This window comes from Nocardioides marmotae, from assembly GCF_013177455.1.
Classification (GTDB): domain Bacteria; phylum Actinomycetota; class Actinomycetes; order Propionibacteriales; family Nocardioidaceae; genus Nocardioides; species Nocardioides marmotae.
In genome coordinates, this window is record NZ_CP053660.1 from 693,395 (window position 1) to 706,935 (window position 13,541).

General features: G+C 72.4%; 12 protein-coding genes. 11 read left to right on the forward strand and 1 reads right to left on the reverse strand.

The window, feature by feature from the left end; genetic code table 11:
- The first annotated feature begins 53 nt into the window (after positions 1–53).
- The 10 genes from HPC71_RS03300 (at position 54) to HPC71_RS03345 (ending at position 11,420) form a co-directional block, all read left to right on the forward strand.
- Positions 54–884: a DODA-type extradiol aromatic ring-opening family dioxygenase gene (locus HPC71_RS03300; RefSeq protein ID WP_284438259.1), complete on the forward strand. Its 831-nt coding sequence runs from the start codon at positions 54–56 to the stop codon at positions 882–884.
- On the forward strand, positions 881–2,344 hold the full coding sequence (locus HPC71_RS03305; protein ID WP_154613639.1) for an NAD-dependent succinate-semialdehyde dehydrogenase: 1,464 nt from the start codon (positions 881–883) through the stop codon (positions 2,342–2,344). Before HPC71_RS03300 ends, HPC71_RS03305 begins: the two co-directional genes overlap by 4 nt.
- Before the next feature lie 130 nt (positions 2,345–2,474).
- Positions 2,475–3,455 (forward strand): ABC transporter permease, encoded by a 981-nt coding sequence (locus tag HPC71_RS03310; RefSeq protein WP_216656528.1) that lies wholly within the window; start codon positions 2,475–2,477, stop codon positions 3,453–3,455.
- A gap of 1 nt (position 3,456) precedes the next feature.
- Entirely contained in the window at positions 3,457–4,353 is an 897-nt protein-coding gene (locus tag HPC71_RS03315; protein WP_154613640.1) for an ABC transporter permease, read from the forward strand.
- Positions 4,350–6,434 (forward strand): ABC transporter ATP-binding protein, encoded by a 2,085-nt coding sequence (locus HPC71_RS03320; RefSeq protein WP_154613641.1) that lies wholly within the window; start codon positions 4,350–4,352, stop codon positions 6,432–6,434. The genes HPC71_RS03315 and HPC71_RS03320 overlap by 4 nt, the downstream gene beginning before the upstream one ends.
- 28 nt (positions 6,435–6,462) lie before the next feature.
- The gene (locus tag HPC71_RS03325) at positions 6,463–7,764 is read left to right on the forward strand and encodes an acyl-CoA dehydrogenase family protein (protein WP_154613642.1); all 1,302 of its coding nucleotides are present in this window, start codon (positions 6,463–6,465) and stop codon (positions 7,762–7,764) included.
- Positions 7,761–8,741 (forward strand): NAD(P)/FAD-dependent oxidoreductase, encoded by a 981-nt coding sequence (locus HPC71_RS03330; RefSeq protein ID WP_154613643.1) that lies wholly within the window; start codon positions 7,761–7,763, stop codon positions 8,739–8,741. Before HPC71_RS03325 ends, HPC71_RS03330 begins: the two co-directional genes overlap by 4 nt.
- 8 nt (positions 8,742–8,749) lie before the next feature.
- Positions 8,750–9,556: a 2-oxo-hept-4-ene-1,7-dioate hydratase gene (gene hpaH / locus HPC71_RS03335; protein ID WP_253943881.1), complete on the forward strand. Its 807-nt coding sequence runs from the start codon at positions 8,750–8,752 to the stop codon at positions 9,554–9,556.
- On the forward strand, positions 9,553–10,314 hold the full coding sequence (locus HPC71_RS03340) for an aldolase/citrate lyase family protein (protein ID WP_171896091.1): 762 nt from the start codon (positions 9,553–9,555) through the stop codon (positions 10,312–10,314). Before hpaH ends, HPC71_RS03340 begins: the two co-directional genes overlap by 4 nt.
- Positions 10,315–10,343: 29 nt before the next feature.
- Complete coding sequence (locus tag HPC71_RS03345) at positions 10,344–11,420, forward strand: zinc-binding dehydrogenase (protein WP_154613644.1); 1,077 nt, start codon at positions 10,344–10,346, stop codon at positions 11,418–11,420.
- A gap of 13 nt (positions 11,421–11,433) precedes the next feature.
- Here HPC71_RS03345 and HPC71_RS03350 read toward each other — a convergent pair whose 3' ends face one another.
- Complete coding sequence (locus HPC71_RS03350) at positions 11,434–12,201, reverse strand: IclR family transcriptional regulator domain-containing protein (protein WP_216656529.1); 768 nt, start codon at positions 12,199–12,201, stop codon at positions 11,434–11,436.
- Positions 12,202–12,379: 178 nt separating this feature from the next.
- On the opposite strand from HPC71_RS03350, the gene HPC71_RS03355 reads away from it, so the two are divergent.
- Positions 12,380–13,540 carry an acyl-CoA dehydrogenase family protein gene (locus HPC71_RS03355; protein WP_154613646.1) on the forward strand — a complete coding sequence of 387 codons (1,161 nt, stop codon included), beginning with the start codon at positions 12,380–12,382 and terminating at the stop codon, positions 13,538–13,540.
- Position 13,541 lies beyond the last annotated feature (1 nt).

The following is a 13,541-nucleotide window of genomic DNA, read 5'->3' on the forward strand; positions in this document are numbered from 1 at the left end:
CGAGCACGACCCAGGAGAATGACGTGAACGGCACGACGACGAACCGCCTCACGGTGTGCGCCTCCCATGCGCCCGGCATGGCTCGCGACCCCGAGGCGGTCCAGGGGCAGGTCTTCCGCCAGGGCCTCGCCGAGGTGCGCGGGCTGGTCGCCGACTTCGACCCCGAGCTGGTGGTCATGTTCGGTGTCGACCACGTGCGGGCCTACCAGCCGATCGTGCCGGCCGTGTCGGTCATCGCGAAGGCCTCGGGCCTGGGGGACGCGGGGTCCCCGACGGGGGAGTACGACGTGCCCGCCGACCAGGTGGTGGCGCTCGCCGCCGACCTGCTGGCGCACGACGTCGACGTGGCGCTGACCCACGAGACCGTCCTCGACCACGGGTTCGGGCAGACCTTCGCCGACCTGCTCGGCTCGCTGGGGGCCCGTCCGGTCGTGCCGGTGCACATCAACTGCGCGGAGGAGCCGATGATCAGCTGCACCCGCGCGGTGCGCATCGGTGAGCTGGTCGGCCAGCACTTCGCCGAGGACCCGCGTCGCATCCTCTACCTGGCCACCGGGGGCCTCTCGCACGCCCCGCAGGCGCTGGCCCAGGGGGTGCGGGGGATGGACGAGGAGGAGCGCCGCCGCGTCAACATGGAGGGGTCGGAGGTGGCGCTGGCCTGGCTCAACGAGGACTGGGACCGCCGGTTCCTCGCCAACATCGCCACGACCGAGCGCGGGTGGATCGCCGACATGGAGCCGACGATGGTCGAGGAGGCCGGGTGCGGCGCCAACGAGGTTCGCTCCTGGCTGGCCGCCTGGGCGGCCGGCGGTCGACCCCTGCGGACCGTGGCCTACGAGCCGGTGACCGAGTGGATCACCGGGATGGGCGTGGTCGCGTCATGACCTCCACCGTGGAGGCCGCCGGCGTCCGGCTCCCGGCCACCGGGCTGCACGTGCTGGGCGAGGCCCGAGCCGCCGTCGGCGGCGGCACCTTCGAGGTGCTCGACCCCTCGACGGGGCAGGCGCTGGCACGGGTCGCCGACGCTTCCCCCGACGACGTGGACCCCGCCGTCGCCGCCGCCGCGTCGGCCCTGCGCACCTGGTCGCGGTCCGCGCCCGGCGCCCGGGCCCAGGTGCTGGAGCGGGCGGCCGCGCTGCTGCTGGAGCGCACCGAGGAGCTCGCCGCCCTGATCAGCGCCGAGAGCGGGAAGTCGCTCCGCGACGCACGGGGCGAGATCCGCTACTCCGCGGACTTCTTCCGCTGGTACGCCGGCGAGGCCCTCCGGCTGGACGGCGTCTCGCGCCGATCGCCGTCGGGGGACTACTGGATCCTGACCCGACAGGAGCCGATCGGGGTGGTCGCGGTGGTGACGCCGTGGAACTTCCCGGCGGCGATGATCGCCCGCAAGGTCGCCCCGGCCGTGGCTGCCGGCTGCACCTGTGTCGTCAAGCCGCCGGAGGAGGCGCCGCTGACGTCGCTGGCACTGGCTGCGCTGCTCGAGGAGGCCGGGCTCCCGGCCGGCGTGGTCAACGTGCTGCCCACCGCCGACGCCCCTCGTGTGGTGGCCCGTCTGCTCGAGCACCCGGCCGTGCGCAAGATCAGCTTCACCGGCTCCACCGAGGTGGGTCGCCGGCTGCTCCGTGCCTCCGCCGAACGCGTGCTGGCGACGTCGATGGAGCTGGGCGGCAACGCGCCGTTCATCGTGTTCGACGACGCCGACCTCGACGACGCGGTGCAGGGGGCCCTGGCGGCCAAGATGCGCGGGTGCGGCCAGGCGTGCACGGCTGCGAACCGCTTCCTGGTGCACGAGGACATCGCCGATGAGTTCACGGCGCGTCTCGTGCGCGTGATGGCGGCGCTGCGGCCCGGGTCCGCCTCCGCCGAGGAGACCGAGGTGGGCCCGCTGGTCTCCGCCCGGGCCCGCGACGGGGTCCACCGGCTGGTGCGCGGTGCGATCGGTCGGGGCGCTCGGCTCGCGCTGGGCGGTGAGCTGCCCGAGGGGGCCGGCTACCACTACCCGCCGACCGTGCTGGACCACGTGGCGCCGGACGACCCGCTGGTCACCACCGAGATCTTCGGACCGGTCGCGGCGGTGGTGCGCTTCAGCACGGAGGCGCAGGCCGTGGACCTGGCCAACGACTCGGAGATGGGGCTGGCCTCGTACGTCTTCAGCCGCGACCTGGCGCGCGCCCTGCGGGTCGCGGACGCGCTGGAGGTGGGCATGGTCGGCATCAACCGCGGCCTCGTCTCGGACGCAGCAGCCCCGTTCGGCGGCACCAAGCAGAGCGGGCTCGGCCGCGAGGGCGGCTCGGAGGGCGTCCAGGAGTACCTGGAGACGAAGTACATCGCCGTGGACTGGTAGCCGCCGAGCCAGCATTCCGGCTGCCGAGATTTCGCTTGCTCGGCTGCCCCGGATCGTGCGACTATATTCGAGCAGCGAACAGTCGTGCGCTAGGTGAACACTCCCCGTAGCTGTTCCTCATCCCGCCGCCGTGGAGCTGGCACGTCCGCTTCCCGGAAGGAGAACCGTCATCATCACCTACATCGGAGGCCGCCTCGCGGCCATCGCGCCCACGCTGCTCATCGTCAGCTTCGTGACGTTCTCGCTGCTCGAGCTCACCCCCGGTGACACCGCGGTGTCCATCGCCGGCGAGGGCGCGACGGAGGCGCAGATCGAGGCGATCCGTCTCGCTCTCGGGCTGGACGACCCGTTCCTCGTGCGGTACTTCGACTTCTTGACGAACGCGCTGCAGGGGGACCTGGGCGAGTCGCTGATGAACAGCCAGCCGGTGATGTCCGCGATCCTGGAACGGCTCCCGGTGACCATCTCGCTGGTGGCCTTCGTCTTCGTGATCTCGGTGGTGCTCGGTGTTCCCGCGGGAGCCCTGGCCGCCCGTCACCCGAACTCCTGGATCGACCGGGCCATCTCGGTGGTCAGCGCCTTCGCGCTCGCCGCCCCCACCTTCCTGATCGGCCTGCTGCTCATCGTGGTGGTCTCCTTGGAGTGGGGCCTGCTGCCGGCCACGGGCTACTCGCCGATGGGCGACGGGCTGGGCGAGTGGGCCTCGCGCCTGGTGCTGCCCGCCACCGCCGTGGCGCTGCACCCGGCCGCCGAGCTCGCCCGGATGACGCGGGCGACGATGACCGACACGCTGGAGAAGGACTACATCCGCACGGCCCGGGCCAAGGGGCTCGCCGAGGGCGTGGTCGTGCGCAAGCACGCGCTGAAGAACGCCGCGATCCCGGTGGTGACCGCGCTCGGCATGCAGGTGGCGCGGGTGCTGGGCGGCTCGGTGATCATCGAGCAGATCTTCGCCATCCCCGGTCTCGGGAGCCTGACGATCCGCTCCGTCCTGGACCGCGACCTGTCGATGATCATGGGGATCGTCATCGTCGCCGCGACCATCACGGTGCTCATCAACCTCCTGGTCGACCTCTCCTACGGCTACTTCAACCCGAAGCTGAGGAAGTGACATGAGCGTGACGACTCCGGCTGCCGTCGAGGAGCTGGCCGAGGCCTCGCCGCGCGGCGGCGCCCACCGCCTGCTGCGCCGGTTCCTGACCAACAAGGGCGCCGTGCTGGCCCTGGCGGTCCTCGCGGTGATCGTGCTGAGCGCGCTGCTGGCCCCGTGGATCAGCCCGTACGACCCCGACGCGCAGTCGCTCGGCGCCCGCAACCTCGGCCCCAGCGGCGACCACTGGCTGGGCACCGACGCCTTCGGGCGGGACGTGCTCTCGCGGCTGATGCACGCGGGCCGGGTCTCGCTGACCGCCGGCCTGCTCGCGGTGCTCTTCGCCGCCGGCATCGGCGTACCGCTGGGGCTGCTCGCCGGGTACGTCGGTGGCCGGCTCGACGCGCTGCTCAGCCGTCTGGTCGACGCGATGATGGCCGTCCCGAACATGGTGCTCGTCTTCGCGATCGTCGGCGTCCTCGGCCCCGGCCTCAGCCAGGCGATGATCGCCTTCGGGTTGGTCTCCTCGCCGATCTTCTACCGGCTCTGCCGCGCGGTCAGCTCCGACCTCCGCTCCGAGACCTTCGTCCTGGCCAGCAGGGCGATCGGCTGCTCGCGGACGCGGATCATGGCCAGCCACATCCTGCCCAACACCATGGCCGCCCTGCTGGTGCAGATCTCCTTCATGATCGGCCTGGCCATCGTGGGCGAGGCCTCGCTGTCGTTCCTCGGCCTCGGGGTGCAGATCCCCGAGGCGAGCTGGGGCTCGATGGTGAAGGAGGCCTTCGAGGCCATCTACTCCAACCAGTGGCTCATCGTCCCCCCGGCCCTGGCCATCACCGTCACGATCCTGTGCTTCTCGCTGATCGGTGACGGCCTGCGCGACGCGCTGGGACGCAACCAAGGAGGAAAAGAGTGAGCGAGCGCACCCCCGGAGCCGGCGTGCCCGTGCTCGAGGTCCGCGACCTCACCGTGGAGTTCCGCCGTGGCAACACGTGGACCCGGGTGTTGGACGGCGTCGACCTGCGCGTGCAGCAGGACGACTTCGTGGGCATGGTCGGTGAGTCGGGCTCGGGGAAGACCGTGACCGCCCTGGCCACCATGGGCCTGCTGGCCTCCAACGCCCGCATCGTCTCCGGTGAGGTGCTGGTGGAGGGCCGCGACGTGCTCAAGGCCTCGGCCGACGAGCTCAGCGACCTGCGCGGCAACTCCGTGGCGATGATCTTCCAGGAGGCCATGCGGTCGCTCAACCCGGGCTTCACCGTCGGCGACCAGATCGCCGAGCAGGTCCGGCGGCACCGTCCCGGGATCACCCGCGCCGAGGCGTGGGCGCGAGCGGTGGAGATGCTGGAGCTCGTCGAGATCCCGCACCCCGAGAAGCGCGCCCGCAGCTACCCGCACCAGCTCAGCGGGGGCATGTGCCAGCGGGTGATGATCGCGATGGCGCTCTCGTGCGATCCCAAGCTGCTGATCGCCGACGAGCCGACCACGGCGCTCGACGTCACCGTGCAGGCGCAGATCCTGCGCCTGTTGATGGAGCTGCGCGAGCGCATCGGCATCGGCGTCGTGCTCATCACCCACGACCTCGGCATCGTGGCGGAGACCTGCGACCGGGTCGCGGTGATGTACTCCGGCCAGATCGTCGAGCAGGGCCGGACCACCGACATCTTCGCGCGGCCGAGGCACCCCTACACGGCCGGGCTGATCGGCGCGATCCCCAACCTCTCACACCGCTCCCAGGAGCTGGTCGCGATCCCCGGCCGGGTGCCGCCTCCCGGGTCGTGGCCCGCCGGCTGCCGGTTCCAGGCCCGCTGCCCGCACGCCGTGCCCGAGATCTGCTCCGCGCCGGTGCCGCTGCTGGAGGCCGAGCCCCAGCACCACACGCGGTGCGCCCGGGTCGCCGACCTGGTGCTGACCGGTGTCGTCCCCGCTCCCGCCGCGGGCGCCGGGACGGCCGACGCTCCCGCCCACCCCACCGAGCTGCCGGATCCGCTGATGGTGGTGGGCGACGTCTCGAAGTCGTTCGCCCAGTCCCGCTCGCTGCTCGGTCGGGTCAAGGAGGGCCACCAGGCGGTCCGGGACGTCTCCCTGACCGTCGGCAAGGGCGAGACGCTGGTCGTGGTCGGTGAGTCCGGTGCCGGGAAGTCGACCCTCGGTCGGATGCTGCTGCGCCTGGAGGACCCCGACCACGGCACCATCGAGTTCGACGGCGAGGACATCGCCGCCATGCCGAACAAGCAGCTGCGTCGCTGGCGGTCGGATGCGCAGATGATCTTCCAGGACCCGTTCAACTCCCTGGACCCGCGCGTCTCGATCCTCTCCTCGCTGACCGAGCCGATGCGGGTGCACGGCATCTCGACCGCCGCCGGGCGCAAGAAGCGGGCCCTCGACCTGCTGGAGCGGGTCGGGCTGCCGCGGCAGTACGGCGACCGCTTCCCCTATGAGTTCTCCGGGGGGCAGCTGCAGCGCATCGCGATCGCCCGGGCGCTCACCACCGAGCCCAAGCTGATCGTCTGCGACGAGCCGGTGGCCGCCCTCGACATGTCGATCCGTGCCCAGGTCATCAACCTGCTCCGCGACCTGCAGGCCGAGCTGGGCATCTCCTACGTCTTCATCACCCACGACCTCTCCCTGGTCCGGGTCATCGCCGACCGCGTGGTGGTGATGTACCGCGGCAGCGTCGTGGAGGTGGTCGACGGGCACGAGGTGTTCGAGGAGGCCCGCCACCCCTACACCCGGCGGCTGCTGGAGGCCGTGCCGCTCCCCGACCCGCAGCTGCGCCGCCTCAAGGACCTCGCGCCCCTGCAGATCAACGAGGAGTTCCCGCAGCTCGCCACGGTCGGCTGCCCCTACGCGCGCTACTGCCCGCACGCTCACGAGCGCTGCGGGACCACCACCCCCGTCCCCGTCACGATCGGCCGGACCCAGGTGGCGTGCCACCTCTTCAGCGGCGACGGGGAGGCGCCCGGCGCCGCCGTCACCTCCCTGCTGGTCCGCTAACCCCTCCTGTGGAGCACGAAAGGTTCCGATGAGCATCAACACCGACCTCACCCCGCCGACTGCGGACCTCGCCGGGGTCACCCACGAGGTGCTGGTCCAGCGGGCCCGCGACCTCACCGAGCTGGTGCGCTCGCAGGCCGACGAGTCCGAGGAGCGCGGTTACTACTCCGAGCAGCTCCACGAGGAGTTCCTCGCCGCCGGCTTCTACCACATCCTCACGCCCAAGAAGTACGGCGGCCTCGAGCTCGGTCTCGACACCTTCGCCGAGGTGATGGTGGAGATCGGCCGGGGCGACCCGTCCACCGCGTGGTGCCTGGGCCTCGGCCTCGGCCACACGCTGACGCTGGCGTCGTACTGGCCCGAGCAGGCCCAGGCCGAGCTCTTCGGCAACCCGCGCGGCTACTTCCGCGCCCCCCACCGCCTGGTGCCCGAGGGGACCGCGGAGAAGGTGGACGGCGGCTGGGTGGTCGAGGGCACCTGGCACTACAACTCCGGCATCCAGTACTCCAGCCACTTCAAGGGCACCGCCCGCACCGTGGTCGACGGCAAGCCCGCGCAGATCGTCGTGGTGGTGCCGACCGAGCAGGTCGAGATCCTCCCCAACTGGGGCGGCGACCAGATCCTCGGCATGCGCGCCAGCGGCTCCAACTCGGTGCGGGTCGACAAGGTGCTCATCCCCGAGCACTGGGCGGTCAACATGGACTGGCGGGTCGGTGACCGCACGGACATCGCTCCCGGTGCGGCCCTGCACGGCAACGCGATGTACTGCGGCAAGATCCGCACCCCGTTCATGGTCGAGCTGGCCTCGACCGTCGTCGGCGCCGCGCAGGCCGCGATCGACGAGTACGGCTCGATGCTGCGGATCAAGAAGACGCCGCCGCCGCGCTCGCTGCCGCGCTTCCAGGACACCAACCACCAGCGCGACTTCGGGCTGGCGCTGAGCCTGGCCGACTCCTCCAAGCACCTCCTGCTCGCTGCCGCCCGCGGTTACATGGACGGTGTGGCGCGGTGGGGCGCCGGGATCGAGGAGTTCGACGACCTCGCCGACTCCCGCCTGCGCGCGGTGACCATCGAGGCCGGCAAGCTGGCCTGCGACGCCGTCGAGTCGATCTGGCGCACCGGGGGCAGCAGCCAGGCCGCCAAGGGCGACCGGATGCAGCGCTACTTCCGTGACGTCTCGATGTGGCGCCAGCACATGGGCACCCAGTACATGAACCAGGCGCCCGGCCTGGCCCAGGCCTACTTCGGCATCCTGGAGAGCTCCACCGCCCAGGGCCTGGCCCACCAGGCGGCCCGGGCCGCGGCTCAGCCCGGCGGGGGCACGGCATGAGCGCGCGTGAGCTGCGCACCGACCTGGCGATCATCGGCGCCGGTCCGGCCGGGCTCTTCTCCGCCTACTACGCGGGCTTCCGCGGCCTCTCCACCGTGGTGCTCGACTCCCTGACCGAGGTCGGCGGGCAGATCTCGGCGATGTATCCCGAGAAGCTCATCCACGACGTGGCCGGCTGCCCCGCGATCCGCGGACAGGACCTGGTGGACAACCTGGTGCGGCAGGCCGCGGAGTACCACCCCACCTACGAGATGGGCGTGGAGGTGCTCGACCTGGTCGACGAGCCGGACGGCGTCGCGGTGGTCACCTCGGGGCCGACGGTGCACGCGCGTGCGGTGCTGATCTGCGCCGGGGCGGGTCGGTTCCGCCCGCGTCCGCTGCCCGCCGCCGCGGGGTTCGCCGGCACCGGCCTGAGCTACTTCGCCAGCCAGCTGGAGGACTACCGCGACAAGCGCGTGGTGATCGTGGGCGGGGGCGACTCCGCCGTCGACTGGGCGCTGGCCCTGGAGCCGATCGCCTCCGCCGTCACCGTCGTCCACCGTCGTGACAGGTTCCGGGCCCACGCCGCCTCGGTGGAGAAGATGAAGATGGGCTCCGCCACCTTGATGACGCCGTGCAACGTCGTGGAGCTGCACGGCACCGAGAAGGTCGAGGCCGTGACCGTCCACGACGAGGCCGCCGACACCACGGTGCGCCTGGAGTGCGACGAGGTGATCGCCGCGCTCGGCTTCGTCGCCGACATCTCGGTGATGAAGTCGTGGGGGATGAACCTGCTCGGCCACAAGATCGCCGTCGACGAGCGGATGCGCACCGGTCGCGAGCGCGTGTACGCCGCCGGCGACGTCACCGACGGTCCCGGCAAGGTGCGGCTGATCGCGGTCGGCCTGGGCGAGGCGGCCACGGCCGTCAACCACATCGCCCACGACCTCGACCCCGACTCGCCGCTCTTCCCCGGCCACTCCACCGACGCCCACTGAGAGACGCCGTGATCATCGACGACGCCGCGGCCCGGCAGCTCGCGCACGAGCTGCAGCAGGCCGAGCAGGACCGCACCCAGATCGAGCAGATCTCCCGGCGGTTCCCGGACATGACCATCCCCGACGCCTACCGCGTGCAGCGCGCCTGGGTCGACCTGCAGATCGCCGAGGGCGCCCGCCAGGTGGGCCGCAAGATCGGCCTGACCAGCCGCGCGATGCAGCGCTCGTCGAAGATCGACGAGCCCGACTACGGCGTGCTGCTCGACCACATGGTCTACGCCGACGGTTCGCTCGTGCCTCCGGGCCGGTTCATCGTGCCCCGGGTGGAGGTCGAGCTCGCCTTCATCCTCGGGCGTGACCTCTCGGGCCCGGGCTGCACGATCTTCGACGTGCTCGCCGCGACCGAGTACGTGGTGCCGGCCATCGAGATCATCGACGCCCGCATCGAGCGGATCGACGCCGCCACGGGTGCCACGCGCAAGGTCTTCGACACGATCTCCGACAACGCCGCCAACGCCGGGATCGTGCTCGGAGGCACGCCGGTGCGGGTGGACGCGGTCGACCTGAGGTGGGTGAGCGCGCTGGTGTACCAGAACGGTGTGGTCGAGGACTCCGGCGTGGCCGGTGCCGTGCTCGGCCACCCGGCCCACGGGCCGGCCTGGCTGGCCAACAAGATCGCCCCCTACGGCGAGAAGCTGGCAGCCGGCGAGATCGTCCTGGGTGGCTCGTTCATCGCGCCGCTGGAGGTCGAGCCCGGTGACCACTTCCACGCCGAGTACGGCCCGCTGGGCTCGGTGGGCGTGAGGTTCGCGTGAACGAGTTCGCCCGACTCCTGCACGGGGGCCGTCCCCAGGTGGGCCTGTGGCAGGCGCTCGCGGCGCCGTACGCCGCGGAGGTCTGCGCCCGGTCCGGGTTCGACTGGCTGCTCTTCGACGCCGAGCACGCCCCCAACACCCTCACCTCGCTGCTCGGCCAACTGCAGGCCGTCGGCGCGCACGGCGTCGAGCCGGTCGTGCGGCCGCCGATCGCCGACCGGGTGTGGATCAAGCAGCTGCTCGACCTCGGCTTCCGCACCCTGCTGCTGCCGATGGTCGACGACGCCGCCCAGGCCGCCGAGCTGGTCGCCGCCACCCGGTTCCCGCCGGTGGGCACCCGCGGCGTGGCCAGCTCGACCAGCCGCGCATCGGGCTTCGGCGCCGTCCCGGACTACCTGGCCACCGCCCACGAGGACATCTGCGTGGTCGTGCAGGTCGAGTCGCGCACCGGGCTGGACAACGTCGCCGAGATCGCCGCCGTCGAGGGCGTGGACGGTGTCTTCTTCGGCCCCGGGGACCTGGCCGCCTCGCTCGGCCACCTCGGCGACCCGGGGCACCCGGAGGTCCGGGCGGCGATCGAGGCCGCGCTCCCGCTGGTCGTGGCGGGCGGCGCGTTCCCCGGCATCTTCGCCTCCGGACCCGAGGACGCCGCCCACTGGCTGGACCGCGGCGTCGTGCTCGTCTCGGTGGGCAGCGACGTCGGCCTCCTCGCCAGCTCCGCGCGGACACTCGCGCGCCACCCCTACCCGGGCCGCTGAGCCGGCCCGCCACGAGAAGGAGTCCGTACATGAAGGCCGCGATCGCCGAGGGCATCGGCACCTACCTGCTCGAGGACGTCGAGCTCCTGCCGCTGGGGCCGACCGACGTCCGGGTGCGCACGATCGCCGCGCTCGCCTGCGTCACCGACGTGCACGCCCGGCGCAACGGCGGAAGCCCCGGCCTGGCGAAGCCGCACATCCGCGGCCACGCCGGCATCGGCGAGGTGCTCGAGGTCGGGGACCGGGTGCGCCGCACCCAGGTCGGCGACCGGGTCGTGGTGGTCTCCCGCCCGCAGTGCGGGACCTGCTGGTGGTGCCTGCACGACCAGCCCTACGAGTGCGACACGACCGTGGCGCCGCCGCCGGCGGCGGCGCGACGGGCCAACGGCGACCTGCTGCAGGGGTCGGCGCGCGTGGGTTCCTACGCCGAGGAGATGCGCGTGGCCGAGGCCACCGTCGTACCGGTGGACACCACGCTCAGCGACGACGAGCTGCTGATGCTCTCCTGCGGGGCCACCACCGGGTTCGGTGCCGCCTTCAACACGGTCCCGGTGCGCCCGGGGCAGAACGTGCTGGTCATGGGGGCCGGCATCATCGGCCTCTCCGTCGCCCAGGCCGCCCGGGTGGGTGGCGCCGAGAACGTCGTCCTGGTCGAGCCCCAGGCTGCTCGCCGCGACCACGCCCTGGCGGGCCACGCGACGCACGCGGTGGCCGACGCCGAGGAGGCCCGCGAGCTGCTGGCCGACCTGACCTCGGGGCGGGGTGCCGACGTCGCCTTCGAGGCGGTCGGCACGCCGGCCGCGCTGCAGGAGGCCTTCATGCTGACGCGCCGCGCCGGCGACGTGGTCGGCATCGGGTTCGGTCACTGGGACGACCAGCTGGTGCTGCCGTTCAACCAGGTGACCCTGCGCAACAAGCGGCTCTCCGGCTGCCAGTTCGGCTCGGCCAGCATCATCCGCGACATCCCCGACTACGCCCGGCGCATCGAGCTGGGGCAGCTCGAGGTCGCCTCGCTCGTGGGCAAGCGCTTCTCGCTGGACGAGATCAACGAGGCGCTGGACGCCCAGGAGGCCTGCGAGACGCTCGGCGCGATCGTGGTGCCCTGACCACGTCGTGACCTCAGGCCGGGCGGCGCTCGCGGTACTTGAGGCCGATGGCGCCCGCGGTGTCCAGCAGCCGCGGCAGCACCCGGTCGACCACCTCCTCGGGGGGCACCCGGGCGGTGTGCATGCCCACGTTGAGCGCGCCGACGACCTGGTCCTCGGCGTCGCGGATGGGGGCGGCTGCCGTGCAGAAGCCGATCTCGAGCTCCTGGTCGACGACCGCCCAGCCCTGCTCCCGCACGACGGCCAGCAGCCCGCGCAGCTCGTCGGGGGAGGTGACGGTGTGGGGGGTGAAGGGAGTGAACGGGGCGTCGGCCAGGAAGGCGTCCAGCTCCTCGTCGGGCAGATGGGCGAGCAGCACCCGACCGACAGCGGTGCACGTGGCCTCGAGCCGGGTGCCGATGCTCATCGCGGTGGTCATCCGCCGCTGGCCCTGGGCGCGCGCGACGTAGATGACGTCGTGGTCGCTGAGCACGCCCACCGAGCACGCCTCGCCCAGGGTGACGTTGAGCGCGTCGAGATGGGGCTGGGCCACGGTGCTCAGCCCTGACGCGCTGAGGTAGGCGTAGCCGAGCTCGAGCACCTTGGGCAGCAGGAAGAACTGCCGGCCGTCGGTCCCCACGTAGCCCAGCGACTGGAGCGTCAGCACCACCCGTCGCGCGGCGGCACGCGAGAGCCCGGTCGCCTTGGCCATCTCGGCCAGGGTGAAGGACGGGGTGTCCCGGCTGAACGCCCTCAGGACGGTGAGGCCCTTCTCGAGCGACTGGATGAACTCCTTGTCCACGTGCACACGTCTCCCTGCTCGTCGTCGGACGGAGCGTAGACCGTCGCGGGCGCTGGGACCCATGACCGGTGAGGGTCGCGCGCGTTGACAGTCGGAGGCTCCGCCGCTCAATATAGTCACCTAGCGCACGATTGTGCGATAGCCGAACGACATTGCCTCATCGGCGAGGAGCCGCAGGATGCCCCCCGAGCTGCACACCCAGCTGTACCTCGAGTTGACCCTCGACGAGCAGGACGTCATCGCCGGCACGAGGCGGCACCTGGCGACCACGGCAGGCCCCCAGGTGCTGCGTGACCGCGAGCGCGACCCGCAGGTCGTCGACCGCGACTGGTGGCGCACCGGCGCCGACCTCGGCTGGGCCGCGCCGCTGGTGCCGGAGGACCTGGGGGGTGGCAGTGTCACCGGCACCCCGTTCCGCGAGCTCGGCCTGGTGGCGCACGAGCAGGGCCGCACGTCGGCGTCCGGTCCGCTCGTCGGTGTCAACGCCGCGCTCGCCGGGCTGGTGGCGGCCGCGGCCGACGGGTGGGAGCCGGGCTCCCTCCTCGACGACGTGGTGGCGGGGACGACCGTCGTCATGTGGGCCGCCGGCGACGGGGGAGCGCGGTGGGAGCCGTTCGCCCCACGCCTCCAGGTGGCCCGCGACGGCGACCACCTGGTGGTGGACGGCGCCGCCGCGCAGGTGGAGGTGACCGGCGACCCGGACCTGCTGCTGCTCAGTGCCACGGCGGGCGGCGTCGCCGTCCAGCTCCTGGTGCCGACCGATGCCGCCGGGGTCACCCTCGAGCCGTTGGTCGGCCTGGACCTCGCCCGCCGCCACGCCCGGCTCGTGCTCGACGGGGTCCGCCTCGACGCTCGCGCGCTCGTGGGCGAGGGGGCCGCCGCGGTGGCGCAGGCGGAGCGCCAGTGGCTGACCGCGTCCGCGCTGCTCGCCGCCGACTCCTGCGGTGCGCTCTCCGTCGGTTTCGAGATGACGATGGAGTGGGTCACCCACCGCCACACCTTCGGCCGGCCCCTCGCCTCCTACCAAGCCCTCAAGCACCGCCTCGCCGACATCCGGATGCACCTGGAGTCCGCGTACGCCGTCACGGTGGCGGCCCTCGAGGCGCTCGACGCGGGCTCCGAGGAGGCCGCCGAGCTCGTGCACGTGGCCCAGGCCTACGTGGGCGAGCACGCGCCCGGCGCCTTCTCCGAGTTCGTCCAGCTGCACGGCGGCATCGGGGTCACCTGGGAGCACGACCTGCACGTCCACCTGCGCCGGGTGATCGCCAACGCGGCCGTCCACGGCGCCCCTGCCGACCACCAGCGCCGCCTGGCGGGCGCCGTCCTGAAGGAGGGCTGAA